Genomic DNA, 24852 nt, shown 5'->3' with positions numbered 1-24852 from the left:
ACGATATGAGAGCTGAACGCACCGGCAGGGAACTGCTTTACTTCTTGCATTGTCGGAGATAGAATAAAATCTTCATGCTCACTTGATCCGTTTTCGGGTTTCAGATGCTTGAGATGACCGGTGTTTTTAATCGGATAAACAGTATAAACAAAGGACAGAGGATGTTGGAAGATGGAAAAATTGAAGTTTTCGGAAGTGGTGGAAGCGGTTCACGGTAGTGTGAACGGTACTTCTCAATACGACAGATACATTGACAGCGTCGTTACGGACAGCAGGAAGTGTAGGGAAGGTAGTCTCTTTGTTGCGATTAAGGGAGAGAATGTCGACGGAAACGACTTCGTGGACAAGGCCTTTTCCGGAGGGGCCTGTGCGGCCCTCACGACGAGAAAAACGGACGATGAAAGAGAGATCCGTGTCGAAGACAGCGTGCTTGCCCTCGGAAATCTTGGGAGGTACTACTTTAAGAAGTTAAGTCTTCCTCTTGTAGCCGTAACGGGAAGCAGTGGAAAGACGACCACCAAGGATATGATGTACTATGCTCTGTCATCGCAGGTCAAGGTGCATCGGACCCAAGGAAACTATAACAACGAAATAGGCCTGCCCCTCACTGTCTTGGAGGCGGACGGGACAGCGGAATACATGGTGTTGGAGATGGGGATGTCGCAGGAGGGAGAGATTGACTACCTCTGCGGGATTGCCAAACCCGATGTCGCCATCATCACAAACATAGGGACGGCTCATATGGAACAGTTGGGTTCCAGGGAAGCGATATTCAGAGCGAAGATGGAGATCGCGCATCGTATGGACGAGAAGGGTCTGCTCCTTCTCAATGCGGACGATGACTTTCTCTCCAATGCGGACAGAAACACTCTTTCCTGCACCGTCAAGACCTTCGGCTTTTCGGAGAACGCCGATTACAGGTGCCTCTCCTATGAACAGGAGGTTCTGTCGATGAAGGTCAGAGCTTTGATAGGAGAAAAAAACGTAGAGTATCGGGTACCTTTGGGGCTACACAATATTTCAAACTCTCTTGCGGTTTTGGGAGCGATCGAAGGGATGGGTCTCGATTTGAAAAAAGCCGTTGAAGGCTTGGAAGCCTTTCGTCCCTCCGACCTCAGGATGGATGTCAGAGAATACGGGAAGATCACCGTTATCAACGACAGCTACAATGCCAATCCCGACTCGATGAAGTCGGTGCTCTCCATCTTCAAGACCGATCCTTCCTCAAGGAGGAAGATAGCGGTCCTGGGAGATATGTTGGAACTGGGAGAGAATTCCCGACTATATCACGAAGAAGTCGGGCGCTATGCCTTTGAATGTTGCGACAGCCTGCTCTGTTTCGGAGAATATGCCTCTTTTATGGCGGAGGCTGCCGTCTTGGCGGGAATGAAGAGGGAAGCAGTGTTTTTTTCGAACGATAAACAGGAAGTCGCAAAGAACCTGAAAGAATTGTTGGAAGAGGGAGACCTTGTACTGATAAAGGGATCCCGCGGTATGAAGATGGAAGAACTGTTATCCGTGTTTGGAGGGGAGGAAAGATGAAACAGTCGGCGATCGCATATTTTATAACCTTTGTTTTAGCCGCTCTCATGGCACCGCGTCTCATCCCTCTGCTCAAGAGGTTGAAATTCGGTCAAACCGAGAGGGAAGAAGGACCGGAAAGTCATAAGGTCAAATCGGGTACACCGACCATGGGGGGATTTATCTTTATCGTCCCCGTATCGATCGTCACCTTGTTGATCGGAGGTTTTTCTTATGATACCTTCATCCCTGTAACGGCTATGCTGCTGTTCGGTCTCATCGGTTTTATCGATGACTATATCAAGGTGGTTAAAAAGCACAATCTGGGACTTAGAGCCTATCAAAAGCTCATCCTCCAGTTTTGTTTTGCTCTCATCGTCGCCTTTTTGCATCTGAAGTATTCCGAGCATGGGACTTCGGTCTATCTTCCGTTTACGGACAAACTCTGGGACATGGGCTACCTCCTTTATTTTCCGTTTATGGTCCTGCTTTTGACAGCAGTCAGCAACAGCGTAAATTTGACCGACGGTCTGGACGGACTTTGTACCTCGGTCACGGCGATTGTAGCATTTTTCTTTTTCATGATATCTCGCGATATCCAAATGGAAGGGCTTCGAACCTTTACAGCCTCCCTTATAGGAGGTTGTGTAGGCTTCTTGGGCGTCAACCGATATCCCGCGAAGGTCTTCATGGGAGATACGGGCTCCATGGCCTTGGGCGGAGCTGTTGCGGCCTGTGCCGTTTTATTGCACGCGCCCCTGATCCTGCCGATCGTAGGCATCATCTATGTAGCGGAAGCTCTGTCGGTCATCATCCAGGTGATTTCGTTTAAGACGACGGGGAAAAGGGTCTTTCGGATGTCACCCCTGCACCATCATTTTGAGCTCGGGGGTTGGAGCGAAAACAAGATAACCTTGGTATTTGTGGCAATTACCTTTCTTTGCTCCATCATAGGACTGATGGGCTTGTCAAAAATCTATTGATGGGAGAAACTATATGAAACTTAAGGATAAACATTGTATCGTGGTAGGACTTGGAAAAAGCGGTTTAGCTACCTGTCGTTTTCTCAAAGAGCGGGGAGCGAGGGTTCAGGCCTTTGATATCAGCAAAACTATTGAGGAGAACACTCTGAAAGACTTGGGGGTAGAGGTTCACTTGGGCCAAAACCCTACGGGCGAAGAGGAGGCGGACCTTGTTGTGATGTCGCCGGGGATCCCCTTGGACCTTCCCTTTGTACAGGCTTTTTTGAAGCACAAGGTCGAAGTGACCGGAGAGGTGGAACTTGCCTATCGCTTTGCCAAGGGAAGTTTTTTGGGTATTACCGGAACCAACGGTAAGACGACCACAACAACTCTTCTTGGAGACCTCCTCTCCTTCGTATCCTATGACACGAGGGTGGTAGGAAACATAGGAGCTCCCGTTATCGAGGAGGTGCAGACCTCCGGAGACGACACGTTTTTCGTCACGGAACTCTCGAGCTTTCAGCTGGAGACCGTCAAGGAGTTCAAGTGCCGAGTCGCCGGCATCCTCAATGTGACTCCCGACCATCTCAATCGTCACGGAAGTCTTGAAAACTACGGAAACATCAAGGCGAATATCTTTATGAACCAGGAAGAGGACGATGTTGCGGTCCTGAACTTCGAAGATGGATTCGTCCGTTCTCTTGGAGAAAAATGCAGGGCGAAGGTGCTCTGGTTCTCGGTCCGCCAGAGGGTCTCTCCGGGACTCTACCTCAAGGACGGACAGATCATCTCGACTTTGAAGGGAGAAGACGAGGTTCTGTTTGCACGTAGTGAGGTAGCACTGGCGGGAGATCACAATATGGAGAATGTACTTATGGCCATGTGTATGGCCTACAGCGTAGGAGTGTCCTTCGATGCGATGAGGATGGTCCTCAACGTGTTTCAGGGAGTTGAACACCGTCTGGAATTTGTTCGGGAGCTCGGAGGAATTCGCTATATCAACGACTCCAAGGGAACGAATCCCGATGCTTCGACCAAGGCGGTAGAAGCGTTTGAGGGGAATTTGATTCTGATCGCCGGAGGAATGGACAAGAAGGTGTCCTTCGACACCTTTGTTGAGGCCTTCCAAGGTAAGGTCAAAACGTTGATCCTTTTAGGCGAGACCAAGAAAATGATACAAGAATGTGCCGAACGTCACGGGTTTCGCGATGTTATCCTTGTCGAAGATATGAAGGAGGCAGTGGAGAGGGCTCATTCGATCGCAGTGGAGGGAGATCTGGTTCTGCTCTCGCCGGCTTGTGCTTCGTGGGATATGTATCCGAGCTATGAAGTCAGGGGAGAGGACTTTAAGAGCAGGGTCCGTGAATTGAAAGAGAAGTAGAGGTTTGTTATGTCAGGTAGAACAATCAGACAGGGAAAGATGGACAGGGGAATATTTTTTCTTGTCATTGCCTTGGTTATGATCGGTTTGGTCATGGTATACAGCTCAAGTTACGTCAGGGCTTATTATGATGACAAGAACAAAAACATGGCAGTGTTTTTCATCTCCAATGCGCGTGTAGGTCTGCTGGGACTCATCGTGATGATGCTGGTCTCTTTCATTCCGTATAAGCTCTATCGTAATATCTTCGTGATCATTGCATTGTGTGTGGCGGTAGGTGGGCTGCTTGTGTGGCTTTTGATTGAAGGAAAAGCTGTCAACCAGGCTGTGAGGTGGTTTAAGGTGGGCGGTTTGAGCGTTCAGCCCTCCGAGATGGCAAAGACGGTCGTTATTTTATTTGTTGCGTCGATGCTATCGAGCAAAAAGATAAACATCAATCGATTTTGGTACTTTATAATCATCCTTTCCGTTCCGGGTTTGTTCACCACCCTGATACTGATGCAACCCCACTTCTCGACCTCGCTTACCATTTTGGCGGTCACCTTCTATATGATGGTGCTGGGAGGTACTTACTGGCGCTATATCATAGGAACGGGCTCCGTTCTCTTTGCAGTCGTCGGGGTTCTCATCGTGGGAAGAGACTATGCGCGTCAGAGGGTATTGTCGCTTTTTTCCCCGGAGCTTACGGACGGGAAAGCCTACAATCAGGTGGCAAACGCTTTGGGAGCGATCTCCAGCGGCGGTCTTTTCGGGCGCGGATTGGGAAGAAGTGTTCAAAAGTATCTCTATCTTGCGGCTTCGTACAATGATATGATCTTTGCTATCTATGCGGAAGAGTTCGGCTTTTTCGGAGCCCTTATTTTGATCCTGATCTTCTTCGTACTGATCGTGCGTTGTATGAGACTCTCCAAGGTAGTGCCCGATAAGTTCGGTTCCCTTCTGGTGGCGGGAATTACCGCTCAGATTGCCTTTCAATTTGCGGTCAACATCGGAGTTACTCTGGGAGTCCTGCCGACAACGGGAGTGCCACTTCCTTTTATCAGTTTTGGAGGAAGCGCTTTGCTTACGACCATGGCGTCGATGGGGATCGTCCTCAACGTTTCGCGATATGCGACGGGCATAAAAAGAGATCGGGGAACATCGAGCAGAGAAAGAGAAATGCGAAAAGAAGGAGTGAGAAGAAGAGAAGGAGGACAGGTATGAGAGTGATAGTATCGGGAGGGGGAACGGGAGGCCACGTCTACCCGGCCTTGGCGATCATCGAAGCCTTGAAGAAGAAAAAGCCCTCCTTGGAACTTCTCTACATCGGTACGCAGCGAGGTATCGAATCCGAGATCGTTCCTGTTGAGAACCACCCCTTCAGGACGATAGAGGTAAGAGGCTTTATTCGAAAGTTGACCCTTGAAAACATAAGGCGTCTCTATATGGCTCAAAAGGCATTGAAAGACTGCAAGAGCATTATGAAGGAATTTCGGCCCGATCTTGTGATAGGAACGGGAGGCTATGTTTGTGGTCCTGTACTCAAGGCGGCACATAAGTACGGGGCTTTTTGTGTTATTCATGAACAAAATGCCTATCCGGGTATTACCAACAAACTGCTCTCGCGGGAGATGGACCTTGTTTTCTTAGGTTTTGAGGAAGCAAAGGAAAGGTTGAAAGGAAGCTGTCCAAAGATCTTTGTCGGTAACCCCGTTCGAAGAAGCATTTTTGATCTGAGCAGGCAGGAAGCTCGAAACAAACTTGGGCTGAGTGAAGACGATAAGATGCTCGTTTCCATAGGAGGCTCGGGAGGCTCGGAGAGCTTAAATACCGCCTTTGCAGAAATGATGCCGATTTTGCTCGAAAAGGGTATCCGCTTTCTTCATACGACAGGGAAGATGCATTACGAAAAGTTCAGAGAGGCGGTAGCCGAACTAGTTCTTGGCAGGAATCAGGAGTATAAGAGTTATGAATCAAACGTTCCCCTATACTTGGCAGCGGCGGATCTCGTCATCTGCAGTGCCGGAGCGACAACCTTGGCGGAAGTCAATGCGATGGGGCGCGCCGCGATCGTTATTCCCAAGGCATATACGGCGGAGAATCACCAGGAGTACAATGCTCGGGCGATCAAGGAGAACGGAGCGGGAGATTATATCCTCGAGAAAGATCTGAACCCTCGCTTGTTACAGGAGAAGATAGAGAGTATTTTAAACGATGAGGCATTGAGATATAGGATGGAAGAATGTAGCAGGAAGATGTATCCGCAGGATCCGGCGCGAGAGATCGTACAAGCGATGCTGGAGGCTTACGGAAATCAAAAACGATAAAAGAGCGGATACGAGCATGTCGGCATATTGACAATGGAACATCTTTCTTATCCTTTTTACGGATCGGGAAGATAGACATCATAGTTGTGAGAAATTCAAGTTTCAATCAAAGCGCGAGAGGAGTTAAAGATGAAGTCGAACGATGAAGAAAAAAAGATGCAGGAGCAGATACAAGCTGCAGATCCCAAAAAAGAAGCGTCCTCTCGTGTGACGAAGGAAGAAGAATGTGGGCAGGAAGCGGATAAGGAGGTGTCTTCTGCCGGCGAAGAGGTGCAGAAGGACGAAACCGGAGGGCGGGAGAAAGTCAACGAAGCGGATGAGGAGGAGTTAAAAGCACAGGAAGAGGTTCTTGAAACGGATAGAGAGGAAGAAGAGCCCTCCGATGCGGATCTCAAGGAAGAAAAGCATGAAGGAGATGGTAGCGAGCCGCAACGACGGGAGAAGAAGAGTACGGAAGATACCAAACCGCGCGAAAGGTCGGCGAAGAAGGGTGCGAAGGCTGTAGCTGCTGCCAAGAAGAGGGGAAAATTCAGAGCCTTCAAGTTAAAGAGGACCGTGATCCGAAGGCTGAAGCTGATCCTGCCGATCTGTATCCTGCTCTTGCTTGCCACCTTATTTACGCCCTTGTATAAGCCTAAGGGGATCGTCATCCTGGGGAACAACGACCTCAAGGAAGAAGACATCATCAAGATGGGTAAGATCCCTATGGATAAGAGCATTTACCTGCTTCGGAGCAAGCAGATCGAACAAAACCTCTCTGAAGACCCTTATGTAAAATCGGCGGGAGTATCAAAGAGATTCCCCAATATCCTGATTGTAGACATGAATATCAGAGAAGAAGTTGCAACCGTCAATTTTCAGGAAGGTTTCGTCATCATCGACTATACGGGACATATCCTCCGCATAGAGCAGGATGTGAAGAACATTGTCAAGCCTTTGATCACGGGTCTTAAAGAAGCGGATATGCTCAAGGTGGGGGATAAGTTGGAGCAGGCTGAAAACTCGAACTTTCAGATGATATTGGATCTGATTTCCAACGTTCAAAATGCGGGATTGATTCACAACATATCCGAGATGAACCTGCAAGATGAAGAAAACATCTTCCTGATCACGACTCAAGGATTGCGAGTCCTTTTGGGCAGGGGGGATGACCTTACCTACAAACTCAACCAATTGAGCCATATACTGGTAGATCTTCATACAAAGAAGATTAATTATGGAATTATCGATATGAGGTATGACAGTTACCCGGTTTACAGGGAGAATTAGACTATGAACAAGGGGAGAAATCTTAGAAAAAAGACGATGAGCAACATCATATTGATGATGTGCAGCTTTCTTATCGGGATCGGAATCGTAGTTCAGGTGAAGACAACACAGAAATTTACAGGTGCAAGCACCACATCGCAGAGGATCCGTACCTTACAGATCGAATTGAAGAATTTGAAGACGAAGAGGGAAGAAATGGAAGAAGAAGTCGCACAGATCGAAACGGAGATCGAGGAACTTCGGGATGAGAGCGGAGTTCAATACGGCATAGAAGGGCGACTGAAGAGCGAGATCGAAGAGTACGAAACCTTGGTAGGGTACCGAAAGGTAAACGGCTCAGGTGTGCTTCTCGAACTCAGGGAAAGCTATGAGAAGGACTCGTCGATTCTCGTCAGCAACTATGAGCTGATCCTGGCGGTGATCAACAAACTCAATGCCGCCGGAGCTCGAGCGATCAGCATCAACGAGCAGAGATATGTAATCAATACAAGTATTCGGGCAGAGGAAGAAAAACTGTATATCAATGAACGTGAAATCAAACTTCCCATCGTTATCAAGGCGATAGGAGATCAGGACACCTTGGAGGCTGCCATGAATTTCAGGTACGGGATCTTGTGGGAGATGAGAAACTATTACGGGATTGACGCCGAGGTGTCCAAACAGGATGAGTTGGAGATTCCTGCATATCGCGGTGCGATCGAATACAGATTTGCCGTGCCGGTCGTGAAGGGGTGATGGCATCGTGAACCAACGCAAACTGATAAAGAACAACCTGATCCTCCTACTCTCTTTTGTTCTGTCCGTCGTTGTTGTGATGCAAAGTAAGATTATGCAGGACAGATATATCTACACGGGGGTGGAGAGCGTCAAAGAGATGGAGGAGAGCCTTCGATTTGAAAAAATAGAACTAGAAAACCTCTACGAATTCAAACTTTCCCGCCAAAAAGAGTTGGAGAGTGACAAGAAGGAGTATGAGGAGGGAAGGGTCACCGAAACCCTCGAAAAAAACCTCGTGTCCAAAAAAATGCAGGCCGGATATACACAGCTCAAGGGACAGGGAGTTCAGATCGAACTTCGGGACAGTACCAAAGAACTTGCGGTGGGGGAAGATCCCAATGATCTGCTGATCCACGATCAGGACATCCTGATGCTTATCAACGACTTGAAGGTGGCAGGGGCTGAGGCCATCTCCGTCAACGGAGAAAGAGTTTTGAGTACGACCGAGATCAAGTGTACGGGAGCGACCATCATGATAAACAACATCACCTTCGGACAACCCTTCATCATCAAGGCGATCGGTGAGCCTGCGGAACTTGAGGCGGCGGTCCTTGCGCCTTCTACATACGGAAGCATACTCAAGGAACTCTACCATCTACAGATCGATGTGGAGCAGAAGGAAGTGTTGATCAATGCGGCGAAGAGACAATAAGGAGGATATAAATTATGATATGGGCGATTATAGGGATCGTATTGGGACTTGTTGTGGGCAACTACCTTCCGTTTACTTATCCGGACAACTATTCTCTCTATGTCTCCATAGGGATCTTGGCGGCGATGGATTCCGTCTTCGGTGCGGTAAGAGCATCGATGGAAGATAAGTACGACAACCTTGTTTTTTTGACGGGCTTTTTGTCGAACGGAGTTTTGGCCGCTTTTTTGTCTTATTGGGGAGATAAGATGGGAGTGCCCCTCTACTATGCACCGATCTTTGTTTTTGGAGGAAGGCTGTTCTCCAACTTCGCAGTTATCCGAAGGCTCTTGATCGGGAGACTTCAACAGGACAGAAGAGCGGAAGAAGAATGATTCCGTTCAAATCATTGTCAAGGATAATACCGCATAATTTAAGAGAATGGTATAAGATCAACTCGATGCCACCGGTGAAATTCTTGAATTTGTTGACAGGATAAACTTTTGTATTTTATGAGCTTGCAAAAAATCGGAAGTTCGCCTTTGTGGTTCTTTCTTTAGTGCTGTTTCCCGAAAGATCGGGTCAAAGAGCATACCGTGATCGAAAAGGATGAGGACGAACGTATGTTCCAAAGCACTTACGTGCTCAATTCAAATGCTAAGGGTATAAAATCTTGCACAAACCTCAAGATATCCTTATAATATTATCAAGTGATAAGCTGCTTGAACAAGAACACAGGTACGGAAACTTCGGTCTTTTGCCCTGAAGAACGACTTGAGACACGGATCTTTACAGTTTCGAGAAGTTCAGTATGTACTTGTTTCAAAGTTGTAAAATCGGGGTATTATGATACTGTTTTGTTGTGGTTTTAAAAATTCGCGAAAAAATTCGTTTTTCGAGAATCGTTATATTCCTAACGAGCCGGCGAAGGGAAAGCAAGTTCGGGGAGACGGCAAGAAAGGAACGGAACTCTTTGTTACAAGGCTGTAATAGTGGCAAGAACTATTTTTCGAGACCGATAAAAATAGGCGAAAAAGCTTGACTTGTGTAGTTTCGTAGGTTACAGTATAAGGTAAGGAATTATGTAGAATTTCATCTCTTGAGGGAGTGATCAGGATGGTACAATTGGAAGTTAAAGACAACACCAGTGGTGAAGTGATAAAGGTCGTCGGAGTCGGCGGCGGAGGCGGAAACGCTGTGGATAGAATGATTCAGTCCGGTATCGTCGGAGTTGAATACGTTGCTATGAATACGGATCTGCAAGCCCTTCACAAATCGAGGGCGGAGCAGAAGGTACAGTTGGGAGTAAAGTTGACAAGGGGTCTGGGTGCAGGAGCCAACCCCGAGATTGGACGCTTGGCTGCCGAAGAAAATATCGAGGATATCAAAAACGCACTTGACGGAGCGGATATGGTTTTCATCGCTGCCGGAATGGGTGGAGGAACAGGGACCGGTGCAGCCCCGGTCGTAGCGAGGGCTGCAAGGGAGATGGACATTTTGACGGTAGCCATCGTTACCAAACCCTTTACAATCTCTGAAGGCAAGCCCAAGATGAGAAAGGCGGAGGCGGGGATTGCGGAGCTTAAAGAGCATGTCGATACTCTGATCGTACTTCCCAACGACAAGATTTTGGAAGCGATTCCGGAAGGAGCCTTGGCCTATGACTCCTTTGCCCTGGCAAACCAAGTCTTGGAGAGAGGTGTCAGGGGAATCACCGACATTATAAAGGTTCCCGGAATGATTAACGTCGACTTTGCCGATGTGAAGAACACCATGCTCAACAGAGGGGTGGCTCACATGGGTATCGGCAGTGCAAGCGGAGAGAACCGTGCTATGGAAGCGGCGAAACAGGCTGTATTCAGCCCGCTGTTGGAGACGACGGTAAAAGGCGCTAATGCGGTTCTTGTAAATATCGTCGGTTCGAGAAACTCCCTCCAAATGATGGAGGTCCAGGATGCGGCATCCTTTATTATGAAGAGCACGGGGCGTGAAGAAGATGCGGACAGTATTATAGGAACGACCTTCGTCGACGAGGATACGGACCTGCTCGAGATTACCTTGATCGCAACAGGCTTTGATGAGGAACTTGAACAGAGAAGACGCGAAGAATATATTCCCGCGGGCAGAAAGTCGGTGCCCTCAAAAAGTCAAAAGGAAGAACAGGAAGCGGAAGAGACAATTGAAGACCTATTCCAAAACAGTGATCTGCAAGAGCCGCCGAAGTTTGTGATTCCTGAATGGTTATCAAATAAAAAAAGATAAGAAAAGAGGAGCGTAGTCTCCTTTTTTTCGAATGTAATAATTTCAGAATTTTGAAGAAAGGGCGGTGAAGGCGATGAGATGTCCTTATTGCGGTGAAGTGGAGTCCAAGGTTGTAGACTCCAGGCATACCGATGAAGACAATGCCATCAGGAGAAGACGGGAGTGTAATAATTGCCACAAACGCTTTACCACTTACGAAAAAATCGAGCAGATTAATGTTGTGGTAGAAAAAAAGGACGGGACGAGAGAACATTTTGACAGAGAAAAGATCCTAAGAGGGATCGTCCGATCCTGTGAAAAACGCTCGATCCCCTTTGAAGAGATGGAAAAGGTTGTCAACGATATTGAAAAAGAGATTGTAAATTCCATGAGAAGAGAAGTCAGCAGTGTGGAAATCGGAAAACTGGTCATGAAGCATCTCAAGGATGTCGACGATGTCGCCTATGTTCGCTTCGCTTCCGTATATAGAGAATTTCAGGACCTGGACTCTTTTCAAAAGGAGTTGGACGAGATCATAAAGGAGAGAAACGACCGTTCTTAGAAGGCGGTCCGGGTAATTTGATGCGGGAAGGAAAGGAAGTGTAGCATGAGATTATTTACTTCAAATTCCGTTTCAAATGTGGATGCATTGAAAGGAAGGAACAGCGAGAAAGAGTTTTATCGATATATGGGAGACACCCTTAAGGGGTACGGCTTGACCAAGGTCGCCTCCTTTTCGGGACTGTATACCGATCTTATTTATATTGAAGACGGCAGGATAGCCCTGTTTAAGTTTATGGATACCAACGAGGAGACCTTTTCCATCCTTGATGAGGAGATCGTTGAGATCATGGAAGAAGAAAGAGAAAAGATGTTCCTGGAGATGAGGGGGCACGGGATCGAGAGGGAGATTCCTTATTATTTTGTGATGCCTTATGTTGACCTGGAAAAATTCGATCTGGAAGACAAGCGTTCCTTCCTCATAGACACCTACCTTTTTGAAAGGTTGATCAACGGGGAAGACGAGATGCAATCTTATTTGAGTGAGTCCCTGTCCGCGGAAGAGACGGACCGATTCCGCCTTACCATGGCAAAGGAGTATCACATCGTAAAAAAGGTCAGTGACAGCCGAGGCGGCAGGGGCAGTTTGAGGAAGATCAAGTTTTCTTACCGTTCTCTGGAATATCAGGCTCTGATCATGGATTCGTCCGAGATTCGTCATATCAATTCAATCAAATACGGGAAGACTTTGCTCGAAGGAGCATCGGGAACAGGAAAGACCACGATCCTGCTTTCGACCGCCCTGAAACTTGCAAAGCTGTTTCCGCGCGACCAATTTTTGTATATCACCTTCGATAAACAACTCGTATATGAATTGAAGAACTTGTTGGAGATGAAAGAGATCTCCTTATCCAACCTCAAGTTCATCAATTTTCATCAGTATATTTCGCAGTTGGCAAAGCCCTACGGACTCAAGATTGACAATCAAAAGGGATTTCGGGAGTTTGAACACGAATTTTCCAAGGTCTTTGTCAAAGTTTCCCAAATCTATCGAAACAAAAAAACATATAGGGGGATCTTTCTGGATGAGTCGGAAAACTTCTCCGAGGAAGAGATCGGCTTTTTGATGGGCTCCATCTATACCAAAAAGAGTTTCTTTGTCGCGTCTCAAGACAAGGCAAAGGATGTCAAAAACAACGAAAAGTACATCTGGAACGATGTGGATCGCATCAGTTTCGATGAGATCATCCGTCTTCGGGTCAATTATCGAAGCAGCTCGAGCATCAACCGTGTTATCAATGCGTATACGGATAGAGTGAGGGAGTATGCTGAGGAAGAACTCTCCACCGTCCTGGATGACTATGTGCATAAGGGCTATACGAAGAGAAAGACGGAAGGAAGGGTCGAAGCACGGTTTTGTGAAGATTTTCAGCAGATAAGCAAACAGATCGCCCTTAAGATCAAAGACCTTCATGAGAGCGGATACCAATATTCGGATATCTGCATTGTCTATCCCTACAATACGAGGAAGACGAAGACCAAGGGACAGATTTACTATCAGTATATCATCAAGACCGACTTGGAAGAGGAAGGTCTGCCTTTTATGATGGCAAGCGATGAAATGACAAACATGAGCCATAAGATAGGTGTTACCCTGTCGAATGTTTACAACATCGTGAACCTTGAATACAAGGTCCTTCTGATCTGTGGAATCGAGAGCTTGAGCCCCGAATTCGCTGTCAAGGAAGACAACAGAAGGATGAACTTTTTGCAGGGATTCAACATTGTCTACTCCATCCTGAACAGGGGTGTGGACGAGGTCTATATGTTCTTCAAAGAGGAAGACGAGGAGAACATATGGCAACGGCTTTTGGTGGAGGCTCTTCAGGAAGAGTAAGAAGGGGGATGAATCGGATGTATGAGAAGATTCGGGAAGAAGCTCTTGGTCTTGTCAGGGAAGAACTTGCACGAAAATACAGGGTCTTTCCCTGCTCTTTGGAGGATAAGGTTTTGTCTGTTCTCTGTCCTGAGGAGGGGATGGAGAACAGACAGGGCTTTGAACAGGAAGTGGCGAAGGAAGGCATCGAGAAGGTGGATTATAGACCGGCGCCCCTCTTGCAGATAAACAAAAATATCAGTACATACTATACTCTGGCACTCTCCAACGCACAGATCGGCGACACAATAAGGGCCTGTGTCGAGCAAAGGAGTGTCACCTCCCTGCTCGATTACATTCTGAAAGAGGCTCTGGAACTGAAGGCGAGTGATGTACATCTCTTCTTTATGAGCAGCGCCCTTGCTGTCAGGATGAGGATCAAGGGGGAACTCAAGACTCTTTGTTTTCTCGAAGCGGAGCTTGGGGAGCAGTTGATCCGCGCCGTGAAGGTCAGAAGTGAGATCGAGATCTCCAAGAGTCGCAACCCCAAGGATGGGAAGATGAGATATCACACGGCAGAAGGAACAATCGATGTAAGAGTTTCCGTGATCGCGACCATCACAGGCGAAAAACTTCATCTTAGACTGCTCAATCTTATGGATTCTCCCGAAAACCTCGAAGATTTGGAGATGGAAGAGGAGAAACTCCGGGAGCTCAAGAATTTTTTGTATCGGGACAGCGGATTTTTGCTCATCACAGGGCCGACGAGCTCGGGCAAGAGCACGACGATGAGGTGTGCCCTGGGAGAGATGCACGACGGACGAAGACACATCATCAGCTTGGAGGATCCTGTCGAATACGTGGTCGAAGGGATCACGCAGGTGCAGGTCAATGCGGAGAACGAATATGGGTTTTTGAATGCACTCAGGGCGATGCTCAGGCAGGACCCCGATGTCTTGGCTATCGGGGAAGTGAGGGATTACGAATCGTGCAATACGGCGATTCAAAGTTCGCTTACGGGGCACTTTGTCATCAGTACCCTGCATACCAAAAGTGCAGAGAGTGCCGTTGACAGGATTGTGAGTTTGGGGATCTCCTCCCAATTGCTCGCCCTCTCCCTTGGAATGATCATCAACCAGCGTCTGGTCCGGATCCTCTGTCCGCACTGTAAGGAAGGTACTGTCTATCACGGTAGGGGAGAAGAGAGTCTGGGAGTCAAGGAAGGCCAACTCCTCTATGAGAAGAGGGGATGTCCTTGTTGTCAACACACGGGATACAGTAGAAGAAGGGCGGTCTTCTCCATCCGAAACATTTCTTTGGAAGATCGGGAGATGTTGATAAGGACGGGTCATATCCCGCAAAAAAAGGAAGAAAGCATCACGAGCGAAGTGAGCCGTCTTTTGCACCTTGGAGAACTCAGTTTAGAGGATGCACTTCGTTTTAGAGGGGAGTAGGAGATGGAAGAGAAGAAAGAAACGCGATCAGCAAAGAAGTCGATCTCTCTTTTTGAGATCCTATTCAAACGCGAGATGATTTCTTTGAGGCCGGTGAAGCGAAACTTGAGGCAAGGGAAGCTCAAAGAAGTCTTCTATATGCTCTACACCTTTCTCGAACGAAAGATCCCCCTCTATCAGACGATAAGGATGATGGAGAGGGAGTTTCCCGAGCTGGTCTCCATGTCGATTTCAGAGAAGATCCTGGGAGGCGGTAAGATCAGTGAAGTATTCTACAGCGAAGGTCTGGTCGACCGTTTCGTCTACGAGACCCTACAGATCGCAGAGGAGTCGGGAAGTCTCAAAGAAGGCTTTGAGATGGCCTATCTCTACTACGAGGATAGGATCAAGATGAAGGAGGAACTCCAAAAGATAGCCCTCTACCCCGTTATTATCATCACCAATACCCTTCTTCTCCTCCTGTTTTGCGGTGAAGTCATCTTTCCGCAGTTGATCGCCATGTACGAATCGACGCAGACGGATCTTCCGGGACTCCTTGTGTGGTTCGATGTGTTAAGAAGACTTCGCAGTGAGTATGGAGCGGTATGGCTCGCCGTATCGGCAGGGCTTGTTCTGATCCTGATGCACCTTTTGGAGAAGGAGGGTACAAGGCTTTTTTTGAGCAGGCAAAAGTATGATCTGCTCCTCATCGGAAGAGTTTACCGAAGTCTGTTTCTGAAGATGTTCACCTGGCAGGTAAGCGTATTGAGCAGGGCGGATATTCGAGTGGTCGAAGCCCTCGATATCATCCGGGAGGTCGAAGAAGATGTGTACCTGAGGGAAGTCTATGAGGAGATGCTTGTAAAACTGAGGGAAGGCAGCACCCTGCATGAGGTGATGGAAGACTACCCGCGGTTGTTTTCCTCGACGGAACTGTCCTACATCAGGCAGGCGGAGGAGTCGGGAGCCTTCGATGACAACATTGCGGCACTTTCTCTGATGCACCGAAGAAATGCACAGAAGATGCTGGACAAGCTCTCGACCTATGCTCAACCTGTCATCCTGATATGTCTGGGTATTTTGGTAGGGCTTACGGTGTTTTCGATCATGCCCCTGCTCAATGTATCACAGCTCTATCTCTAGGACGATTACTTATCTTATACTATTTTTAAATAGAAGTGTGGATATATCTATTTTTCGATGACGAAAAACTATGTTGTCTTCTATGGGTCACAGATTGTTTATATCCACTATTCAAAAGAATAGTAGTATTAAGCGGTGGAAGCAAGGATTTGTATTTCATAGAGGAAGGAGAAGCGGATTTTTTCGGTTGAAGAATCGATAGGATGTCTCTTTCTATCGGAAAAGAGTATGAGAACGGGTATTTTTCAATAGAAGTACAGTGATATCCCGGATGTCAAAACAAAATTTTTCGGATATGAAGAAGTAAAAATTTTCGATACCAATTCTTCGAACCGATGGCAGTGTAAAGGCTCAATTCGAATAGACCCCGGCAGGGAAGAAGGAGTATCGAAGTGTTGTAAGAGGAATAAAAAAGGAGGAGAGGACTGTGGCGCAGAAGAAGAATCTGTGGCTTCCCCTGCTTATGGTAACGGTCGCAGTGGGCGGCATCTTCCTTGAGAGTGTTGAAAGGGCGGAAGAAAAGAAGTACGAAACTCTAAGCCGGAGTTATGAGCAAAGACAGGCATTGAAGACGCAGGATGCAGAGGAGGAAGAAGTCGAACTTTCCGCACGTATGTTGATTGACACCCTGGAGGTAATAGGGCCTTTGACCAACTCTTCCCTCTATACTCAAGAAGGAAGGATCATGCTGGTCCTTGAGAAAGTGTCCTTCGACAAGGTTACCGAGGTTAGAGAAGAACTCAAAAACAGAGGATATCGCTCCTACGTCTCCGAAGGGAAGGGGACAAAACATTGGGATGAATTGATACTGGTGGTGGCGGAATGAAGAAGAGATACATCGTTGTTCTTGCGATTTTTCTTATCCTTGAAGCGGCTCTGGTCTATTATCCGAAGATCAGAGACATTTATCGCTGGAAACAGGGCAGTATGGAGTATGAAACCAAGCTGCAACTGAAGGAAGAAGCATTGTTTGCAAGATCGCCGAATCTTCCCTCTCAGGAGGAGGCGGTCGAACTCTTGGATCGCACCTTGGAAAACTATAACATCGAGGCGAAGGAAAAGAATCTGATCTCGGACGAGGGAGAAGATATGAGGATGGAATATGCGTTTTTTGCCGATGACGAGGATGTGAGGAGGCTGCTGGAGGACGAGATTTGGAAGAGTTCGAATTACAAGCTCGTCTATCTCGACAAGGAGGTCGGGGATGAAAATCTGTGGACGATAAGAGTAAAAAGTGCATATGGGAACAAATAAAAAAGGGAAATACTGCACAATTCGAACAAGCGGCATAAGATCCGCTTTATAGGAGGGATGAAATTTTTAATACCATTCTTCTTTTGAGTTATGGATATAAACGCTCTGTCGTAGAAGATAGACTGATTTTTCGTCGGTTGAAAAACAGAGATATCCATACTTCTATCTATTGGAGAATAGTATAAAAATGCGGATACGGCATACCTTTGTATTTGATAAATCCAAGGAAACAACGGAAGTCTGTCTCCGTACGGTTTCCATAATAGTACGGTACCCCTTTCTTCGGCTCGCACAAAGGGGTATGAGTGTCGGATCATTCTATGGAAGGTCGGGTGAGGAAGGTGAAGAGAAGGGGCTATGTCCTCTTGGAGGTCATTTTGGCGATGGGAATCTTTCTTCTGTGTATCACCTATGTGGCAAAGGCGATGACGGTACATATGAAGGTGGAAGAGGAGCTTGAACAAGAAGCGGAGGCCCGAGATAGGATCAGAACGGCAATCTTGGCAAAACAAACGGGCGAAGGCTGCTTCCTGTCGGAAGAAGAGGCGGTGATTAGACTCGGAGACTATGAGATTACCGTAGATAAGAATACCCTCATCTATGAGGAGGACGGCAGGGAAGGCGGAAGGTATGTTTTTCTGGAGAGAGGAGGGGGAGACTGATGCGCAGAAGAGGGAGCATATTGTTGACGACGATCCTTATTTGTACTGCCATCCTGACCTCCGTTACAGCCCTGACCTTCGGAGCGTCGTTTCGAATCCGGGGAGAAGGAGCAAGGGGAAGGTTTTTGCAACGGGAGTTGGACGAGAACAGTTTGAAGATGTTGATGGAAGAATACGCCCTACTGTGCTCTTCACAGGTGTGGGATCAGATGTTGGAATCGCTGAAAACAAGGGAGGTCACCTTGAACAAGACCTCTATGGAAATCGAATACCTCAATCAATTTCCCAAGAACCATAGGGATCTGAGCAATCCGAGCCTTAATACTGCTATGGATGCAAGTACAGTCTACCTTGAACTCAAAGAGATCTATAAGATCGACTACGAAACCTACACCCGACAGAAGAGGCCTGCCTTGAGGATGGAATATGGGGCGAGGATCACAAGAGGAGGCGAGGAGAGTACGATATCGGGAGCTCTGATCATCATCCTTCCCCTTGCGGATATGGACGAAGATCTCTTTGATCTTGCTCCGGGAGAGACCAACGCGGATCTCATCGGTCGGATACCTGAGATAGACTGGGAGAACTATGTCAAGACCGTATACTATGAGTAGAAACGTTTTTTTAAAAAAGACTGCATGTTGGACCGGGTCGGTCAAGGAGGTGCTTGGATGAGAAGGGGATATCTTCTGTTTGAGATCATTATCGTCGTAGCGATCCTGGCCTCGATGGGGATCTACAGCCTGTCGAGAAAACAGGTGAGTTTTGTCATGCAAAAAACGGCTGCCTACGAATTTCAGGACGCGATGCAGTACGGAAGGAGTTTGGTAAAAAACAAGGAGATAACAAAGGCTTATTTCGAGTTCGAGAAGTTGGAAGGAGGAGGGTATTCCTATACCTTGAGCGATGAGATCACAAAGAAAAAATTCTACCACAAGGAACTCAAGGGCGATTTCGGCATCTTTGACTCCGTGGACGAAAGCACCTACTTCCCTCTGAAAAAAGCGGAGTACTCCTTTGGACTGAAGTCGGCGAACGAAAAAAGCAAACATATGACCATTTATTTCGGGGACGCAAAAGGAAAGAAGATGAGTTTCAAGCTGACGATCGTTCCGACGACGGGGAGGGTGCATATCTATGAGGAACCGTAGAGGTTTTGTCCTGATGGAAGTTTTGATCGCGATCGCGCTGTTTGCCCTGTTGGTGTTCTATCTTGCTCAGGCCTCGATCACGAGCCGTCGATATATCGACCGAAGTCTTGACAGACACAGGGGTCAGATGATCGCGGAGGATGCCCTCGATACCCTTCAGGTCGAGTTCCGGGCCTCAAGTAAAATAAATGCTCTTGAGGACGTGGACGGAGCAACTTACACCGATGTGCCCGAAGGAGAGATAAGGGTCAAACGTCTTAGGTTGATGCAGTATAAGAAGGTCAAGGTGAAAAAGACCGAAGAGAGTACAATCGCAAAAGAAGGACTTAAGGAATTCGAGCAGGTCATCACCCTCCATCCCGAGGAAGAAAGAAGACCGGTGAGATTCTCCCATCGAAATTCTCCGGATCTTTCCGTAAGTGGAGTTTATGAAGCGGCTACAGGAGTGGCAGAACTCAGGATGGAAAAAGCGGGGGATAAGTCCTATCGGTTGACCGTCGTTGCTGTGGCCGGTAAGGTCAAGACTGAAGTCAGCCGCATACTGACCCTCGGTAAGAAAAGGTAGGGAAGCACCGCACAAAGGCAAACTTCCAATTTTCCTTTGAGTTTCCAAAATGCGAAAGTTTGTCAAATAACAATGTTCAAGAACTTCATCCTTCATATAAAATCGACTTTTTGCTGATCTTTTGAACGATACGGTATTTTCATAGGGATATTCTCCGAGGTTTCATCGAAAAGGATCTGTAATGCAGGACGATTCCTACAGGCTTTCCTCAAATTATTTTGCCCTATGATGTTGATTTATAGGAAGATATTGTTTAAACTAGTATAAGGAAAAAACTGAGTATTTGTAAGTGTGGATTTGTCGGTACTGTTATCCGATTGAAAAACGAAAGTGTCCGTTCCTGCAAACGAGAAGATGTTTCCCTTCGAAACAGGGGTCATTGATATCAGTAGAGTTCAAGTTAAATAATGAAATAGGTCAACACCGCTCGAAAATCAGTATAAAATCAATGATGTAGGAAGGATGGAATTCGTGAAAATACTGCTGTAAAAAACTTCGCAATTTTATAGATGCAAAAGGGAAATCGAGAATTTTCTTTTTGGCAGTGTTTTCTTATGCTATGATTTGTTTAACGGTGTCGGAGTTCTATGTATGTTATACTGTTATTCGTTTGAGTTATCGATATCGGCGATTGTATACCATGGAAGATAGAACGAATTTTTTTCAGTCGCAAAACAGGGAAGTATCGCATAATTTGGAAGATTATAAGGAGTTGAGTTTTTCTTGGACAACATATTTCCGAAAGTGTTGACTTGAAAGGAGTTCTGTATTTCTCCAAACGATCGGAAGATTATTTTGTGTCTTTGTGCGCTACTTCCATAGATATAACCTTCTGTTGGAGAATAGTAGTAGAGTTTGTATCATTTCTGTGGAAGGCATTTTTAGACAATGGTATCGGCTTTGAGTAGAAACACCTTATTTGAAAGAAAGATCCGTATCCGAGTTCTTAAGATTGAGGTAGGGTATTCGGACGGGATCGCCGGCGAAAGGGAAGGTAAGTAAAATGAAGATCGTTGTTACCGGAGGAGCGGGGTTTATCGGCTCTCACATTGTCGACTGTTTTGTGAAAGAAGGTCATGAGGTCTATGTAATCGACAACCTCTCTCACGGAGATAGAAAAAACGTGGCTGAAAGGGCGAAGTTCATTCAAATGGATATCAGGGATGAAGGAATCGAAGAACTTTTTCAGAAGATCGGTCCCGATGCGGTCGTGCATCAGGCCGCGCAGATCTCGGTCAGCAAGTCTCTACAAGATCCTTTGGAAGATGAAAAGATCAATATCATGGGGACCTTGAACCTGCTTGAGGCCTCCAGAAAGGCGGGGGTGAAGAAGTTTGTCTATCCTTCTACGGCTGCCGTCTTCGGTGAGCCGCAGTATCTGCCGATCGATGAGGAGCACCCGACCGATATGATATCGAACTACGGGGCGTCGAAGTATGCGGCGGAGCAGTATATCAAGCTCTATCACAGACTTTACAAGATGGGGTACACGATCTTTCGTTATTCGAATGTCTATGGACCCAGACAGGACTCCACGGGGGAAGGCGGAGTGATCTCCATCTTCTGCGAAAAAATGCTCAAGGAAGAACGTCCGAGTATCTTCGGAGACGGTAAGCAGACAAGGGACTTTGTCTATGTCGAAGACATCGCACGGGCAAATCTTCTCGCGGCGCTCTCGGAGCAAAACGGTCTCTACAACCTTTGTACAAATACGAGGATCTCGGTCAACGAAGTATTTGAGATCATCAAAAAAGAGATCGGTTTTCAGGACGGACCGATCTATGTCGGGGAGAGAAAGGGAGACATCCTCCACAGCTATATGAGTTTTGAGAAAATGAAAAAAGACTTCGGTTGGGAACCGACCTGTTCCTTTGAGAAGGGGATAAGCAACACCGTGGATTATTATAGGAGAGAATGCGGGGTGTAGGGTGAAGGTTGAAGTTTCGGTGATTATGGGAGTTTACAACCCGGATAAAAAGCAGATCTTTGATTCGGTATCCTCTGTTTTAACGCAGACATTTCAAGACTTTGAGTTTGTTATCTGCGATGATGGGAGCACCGTAAATACAGAGGTGTTCTCCGAACTCAAAAACTCGGATCCAAGGATCGTTGTCATCTGTAACGAAACCAATCGAGGTTTGGCATATTCTTTAAACCGCTGTATTGAGGAGTCGAAAGGGATCTACTTGGCCAGACAGGATGCAGATGATATTTCTCATCCGCAAAGGCTTGAAAAACAGGTGGAGTTTTTGAGGAGCCATCCAAGGATCGGGTTTGTAGGCTCCAACATTGAATATTTTGACCATGAAGTCTGGGGTCATTATGATTTGAAGGAGTATCCGGAAAAGAAGGATTTTTTGCTGACACCTCCTTTTATGCATGCGAGCATAGTGTATAGACGGGAGGTTTTTTCGCGAAAGGAAAATCTGTATCGGGTAGCGAAAGAAACTCGTCGCTGTGAAGATTATGATTTGTTTATGGATCTGTATTCCAAGGGGTACAGGGGAGCCAATATTCAACAATATCTGTATCTTGTAAGGGAAAATAAAGACTCGTTGAAACGCAGAAAGTTCAAGTATCGACTCGATGAAGTCAAAGTAAGGATGAAGGGTTTTAGAAAACTGGGGATAAGCCATGTGTACGACATCTTCATCATAAAACCCGTCATCGTAGGTCTGATACCGAAACAACTGTTGGAGAAAATAAAAGATCTTTTTTATAAAAGGTTGAGATAGATGGAGAACATATATGTTTGAGAAGATTAGAGGGTATTTTTTCGGATTTAATAAGTACAAGGATCTGCTTAGGGAACTTGTGATCAGAGATATTAAGGTAAGATATAGAAAATCATTTCTCGGGATACTGTGGACGGTATTGAACCCATTGATGATGATGGCTGTTCTAACAGTTGTATTTTCTACTATTTTTCGCTCCAATATTGAGAATTTTCCGGTCTATTATTTAACAGGAAGTTTGCTGTTTTCATTCAACTCGGAGGCTACTACACAGGCACAGACTGCAATAATAGGGAATGCATCTTTGATAAAGAAGGTCTATATTCCTAAGTATCTGTTTCCGCTTTCAAGAGTAATGTCATCTTTGGTAAATCTATGTTTTTCGTTCATAGCTCTGTTGATCGTGATGGTCGTTACAAAATCGACCTTCCATCCCACTATGATATTTGCTGTTTATCCGATCATTTGCCTGATGATGTTCACGACAGGTCTAAGTCTTGTATTGTCTGTATATACTGTATTTTTTAGAGATTTGGTACATCTTTATGGAGTGTTTACGCTGATATGGATGTATTTAACGCCACTGTTCTATCCGTTGGAGATGCTGCCTCCCGAAGCCAAGTCGATCGTGGAGATGAATCCGCTGTATCATTTTATTGTCTATTTCAGACTTGTTATTCTCGATGGGCACATACCGACGCTGATGCAACACATCAACCTGTTTTTGATAGGTTTTATGTTCCTGATTATAGGGATCGTGGTGTTTATAAGAAGGCAGGATAAGTTTATTCTTTATATTTAATTCATCTTGGAAGAGGAAATGAAAAATGGATAATATAGTTGAGATCAAAGATGTTTCAATGATGTTCAATCTGAGCAAAGAGAAGGTTGACAACATAAAGGAATATGCGATAAAAATCTTGAAACGACAATTGATGTTCCAAGAATTTTGGGCATTAAAGAATGTTTCTTTTGATATAAAAAGAGGAGAATCTGTCGGACTGATCGGCTTAAACGGTTCAGGGAAAAGTACCTTGCTCAAGATTATAGCCGGAGTATTGAAACCTACAAAGGGAAGAGTAAATGTGTACGGGTCGATAGCTCCGTTAATCGAACTGGGGGCAGGTTTTGATATAGAGTTGTCAGCAAAAGAAAATATTTACTTAAACGGAGCGATCTTAGGATATTCCAGAAAAGAGATTAAAGAGAGGTTTGAAGATATTGTGGACTTTGCTCAACTGTGGGAGTTTATTGATGTTCCCATCAAAAACTTTTCTTCCGGAATGATTGCACGGTTGGGATTTTCTATAGCGACGATCAGTGATCCGGACATCTTGATTGTAGATGAGATCCTTTCCGTGGGAGACCTTCCCTTTCAAAGAAAGTGTGAGAAACGCATTGATGAAGTGACTAAAGCGGGAGCGACCGTTATATTGGTCTCACATTCGCTGGAACAGGTCAGAGATATCTGCAAAAAAGCGGTATGGCTTGAAAAAGGAACTATGATATGTCATGGGAATGTCGACGAAGTGGTCGGTGAATATCAAAAATCTACTTTAACCTAATGATACAAATAAGGAGAGGGAGAGAATGTTTGATTATAGAAGAGAGCCGGGGAAGAGACGAACGGATAGAAGATATACCAAAACGCAAAGAGCCTTGATGAGTATCATCACGGCCTACTATAATGAAGAAGAGTACTTTTGGCAGACCTATAACAGCGTATTGAATCAAACCTTTCCTTGGTATGAGTGGATCATAGTAAACGACGGGAGCACACAAAGCACGGAAAAGTTAGAAGAACTGTGCAAAAAAGATCAACGGATAAAGTTGATCCATCAAGAAAACAAAGGAGCTTCTGTTGCCAGAAATAGAGCGATCCGAGAAAGCACGACCGACATCATTATTCCCTTGGATGCGGATGACTTGATCGAGCCGACTTATGTAGAAAAGATCTATTTCGGTCTGTACTTTAATCCTGAAGCCTCTTGGGCTTACACAGACACAGTAGGGTTTCAAGAGCAGGAATACTTGTGGATGAAACCGTTTGATTCAGAGAAGCTAAAGACGGAGAACTTTCTAGTCATCACAGCTGGGATAAGAAAAAAAGATCTTCTTGAAATAAATGCTTATGACGAAATAGAAAAGGAATATAATGAAGACTGGAGAAAATGGTTAAAATTTATTTTAAAACGAAAATATCCTGTTCATATCAACGGATATGAGTTTTGGTACAGACGAACAAGTTTTGGAGGTAACAGCAGAGTACAGCAAGACAAAACAAAACAGGAAAAAAACAAAAAACTGATTGAAGAAATCTCAAAACAGATCGTTGAGCGGGTAGAAGCAGTGGAATATCCAAGGACATCGGGAACCAATCTGTTTGAAAAACCGAAAAAACTTGAATGGACATTAAAAACGACAGAGAACAAAGAGAAAACAAG

25 protein-coding genes are annotated in these 24852 nt (G+C 46.0%); all 25 read left to right on the top strand.

The window, feature by feature from the left end; genetic code table 11:
- Positions 1-171: 171 nt before the first annotated feature.
- Positions 172-1542: a UDP-N-acetylmuramoyl-tripeptide--D-alanyl-D-alanine ligase gene (locus ACFO4R_RS09615; RefSeq protein ID WP_379788892.1), complete on the top strand. Its 1371-nt coding sequence runs from the start codon at positions 172-174 to the stop codon at positions 1540-1542.
- Positions 1539-2504 carry a phospho-N-acetylmuramoyl-pentapeptide-transferase gene (mraY, locus tag ACFO4R_RS09610; protein ID WP_379788891.1) on the top strand — a complete coding sequence of 322 codons (966 nt, stop codon included), beginning with the start codon at positions 1539-1541 and terminating at the stop codon, positions 2502-2504. The genes ACFO4R_RS09615 and mraY overlap by 4 nt, the downstream gene beginning before the upstream one ends.
- A 13-nt stretch (positions 2505-2517) precedes the next feature.
- Positions 2518-3864, top strand: a complete 1347-nt coding sequence (gene murD / locus ACFO4R_RS09605) for a UDP-N-acetylmuramoyl-L-alanine--D-glutamate ligase (RefSeq protein ID WP_379788890.1) — start codon at positions 2518-2520, stop codon at positions 3862-3864.
- Positions 3865-3873: 9 nt separating this feature from the next.
- Positions 3874-5067: an FtsW/RodA/SpoVE family cell cycle protein gene (locus ACFO4R_RS09600; RefSeq protein WP_379788889.1), complete on the top strand. Its 1194-nt coding sequence runs from the start codon at positions 3874-3876 to the stop codon at positions 5065-5067.
- Positions 5064-6170, top strand: a complete 1107-nt coding sequence (gene murG / locus ACFO4R_RS09595) for an undecaprenyldiphospho-muramoylpentapeptide beta-N-acetylglucosaminyltransferase (RefSeq protein WP_379788887.1) — start codon at positions 5064-5066, stop codon at positions 6168-6170. Before ACFO4R_RS09600 ends, murG begins: the two co-directional genes overlap by 4 nt.
- Positions 6171-6299: 129 nt before the next feature.
- A complete protein-coding gene (locus ACFO4R_RS09590; RefSeq protein ID WP_379788885.1) occupies positions 6300-7439 on the top strand; it encodes a cell division protein FtsQ/DivIB in 1140 nt (379 codons plus the stop codon).
- A gap of 3 nt (positions 7440-7442) precedes the next feature.
- Entirely contained in the window at positions 7443-8174 is a 732-nt protein-coding gene (locus ACFO4R_RS09585; protein ID WP_379788884.1) for a DUF881 domain-containing protein, read from the top strand.
- A 7-nt stretch (positions 8175-8181) separates the two neighbouring features.
- Positions 8182-8868, top strand: a complete 687-nt coding sequence (locus tag ACFO4R_RS09580; RefSeq protein ID WP_379788883.1) for a DUF881 domain-containing protein — start codon at positions 8182-8184, stop codon at positions 8866-8868.
- A gap of 14 nt (positions 8869-8882) precedes the next feature.
- On the top strand, positions 8883-9242 hold the full coding sequence (locus tag ACFO4R_RS09575; protein ID WP_379788882.1) for a small basic family protein: 360 nt from the start codon (positions 8883-8885) through the stop codon (positions 9240-9242).
- Positions 9243-9963: 721 nt separating this feature from the next.
- The gene (ftsZ, locus tag ACFO4R_RS09570; protein ID WP_379788881.1) at positions 9964-11109 is read left to right on the top strand and encodes a cell division protein FtsZ; all 1146 of its coding nucleotides are present in this window, start codon (positions 9964-9966) and stop codon (positions 11107-11109) included.
- Positions 11110-11182: 73 nt separating this feature from the next.
- Positions 11183-11650, top strand: a complete 468-nt coding sequence (gene nrdR, locus ACFO4R_RS09565) for a transcriptional regulator NrdR (RefSeq protein WP_379788880.1) — start codon at positions 11183-11185, stop codon at positions 11648-11650.
- Positions 11651-11695: 45 nt separating this feature from the next.
- Positions 11696-13486 (top strand): 3'-5' exonuclease, encoded by a 1791-nt coding sequence (locus ACFO4R_RS09560; RefSeq protein ID WP_379788879.1) that lies wholly within the window; start codon positions 11696-11698, stop codon positions 13484-13486.
- Positions 13447-14919, top strand: a complete 1473-nt coding sequence (locus ACFO4R_RS09555) for a GspE/PulE family protein (protein ID WP_379788878.1) — start codon at positions 13447-13449, stop codon at positions 14917-14919. The genes ACFO4R_RS09560 and ACFO4R_RS09555 overlap by 40 nt, the downstream gene beginning before the upstream one ends.
- 3 nt (positions 14920-14922) lie before the next feature.
- Positions 14923-16041: a type II secretion system F family protein gene (locus ACFO4R_RS09550; protein WP_379788877.1), complete on the top strand. Its 1119-nt coding sequence runs from the start codon at positions 14923-14925 to the stop codon at positions 16039-16041.
- A gap of 427 nt (positions 16042-16468) precedes the next feature.
- Entirely contained in the window at positions 16469-16867 is a 399-nt protein-coding gene (locus tag ACFO4R_RS09545; protein ID WP_379788876.1) for a hypothetical protein, read from the top strand.
- Complete coding sequence (locus ACFO4R_RS09540; RefSeq protein ID WP_379788875.1) at positions 16864-17295, top strand: hypothetical protein; 432 nt, start codon at positions 16864-16866, stop codon at positions 17293-17295. Before ACFO4R_RS09545 ends, ACFO4R_RS09540 begins: the two co-directional genes overlap by 4 nt.
- Before the next feature lie 332 nt (positions 17296-17627).
- On the top strand, positions 17628-17957 hold the full coding sequence (locus tag ACFO4R_RS09535) for a hypothetical protein (RefSeq protein ID WP_379788874.1): 330 nt from the start codon (positions 17628-17630) through the stop codon (positions 17955-17957).
- The gene (locus tag ACFO4R_RS09530; protein WP_379788873.1) at positions 17957-18571 is read left to right on the top strand and encodes a hypothetical protein; all 615 of its coding nucleotides are present in this window, start codon (positions 17957-17959) and stop codon (positions 18569-18571) included. The genes ACFO4R_RS09535 and ACFO4R_RS09530 overlap by 1 nt, the downstream gene beginning before the upstream one ends.
- A gap of 57 nt (positions 18572-18628) precedes the next feature.
- The gene (locus ACFO4R_RS09525) at positions 18629-19108 is read left to right on the top strand and encodes a pilus assembly FimT family protein (protein WP_379788872.1); all 480 of its coding nucleotides are present in this window, start codon (positions 18629-18631) and stop codon (positions 19106-19108) included.
- Positions 19095-19673 carry a type IV pilus modification PilV family protein gene (locus ACFO4R_RS09520; protein WP_379788871.1) on the top strand — a complete coding sequence of 193 codons (579 nt, stop codon included), beginning with the start codon at positions 19095-19097 and terminating at the stop codon, positions 19671-19673. Before ACFO4R_RS09525 ends, ACFO4R_RS09520 begins: the two co-directional genes overlap by 14 nt.
- A gap of 1003 nt (positions 19674-20676) precedes the next feature.
- Positions 20677-21600, top strand: a complete 924-nt coding sequence (locus tag ACFO4R_RS09515) for an NAD-dependent epimerase/dehydratase family protein (RefSeq protein WP_379788870.1) — start codon at positions 20677-20679, stop codon at positions 21598-21600.
- A 1-nt stretch (position 21601) separates the two neighbouring features.
- Positions 21602-22408 (top strand): glycosyltransferase family 2 protein, encoded by an 807-nt coding sequence (locus tag ACFO4R_RS09510; RefSeq protein ID WP_379788869.1) that lies wholly within the window; start codon positions 21602-21604, stop codon positions 22406-22408.
- A gap of 13 nt (positions 22409-22421) precedes the next feature.
- On the top strand, positions 22422-23210 hold the full coding sequence (locus tag ACFO4R_RS09505; protein WP_379788868.1) for an ABC transporter permease: 789 nt from the start codon (positions 22422-22424) through the stop codon (positions 23208-23210).
- Between the two features lie 25 nt (positions 23211-23235).
- Entirely contained in the window at positions 23236-23973 is a 738-nt protein-coding gene (locus ACFO4R_RS09500; RefSeq protein ID WP_379788866.1) for an ABC transporter ATP-binding protein, read from the top strand.
- A 25-nt stretch (positions 23974-23998) separates the two neighbouring features.
- Positions 23999-24852, top strand: an 854-nt coding sequence (locus ACFO4R_RS09495) for a glycosyltransferase family 2 protein (RefSeq protein WP_379788864.1), incomplete at its 3' end; no start/stop codon positions are given.

Source organism: Filifactor villosus (genome assembly GCF_042652965.1).
Taxonomy (GTDB): domain Bacteria; phylum Bacillota; class Clostridia; order Peptostreptococcales; family Filifactoraceae; genus Filifactor; species Filifactor villosus.
The sequence above is the reverse complement of the archived record's forward strand: the minus strand, read 5'-3'. Positions and strand labels throughout refer to the sequence as shown.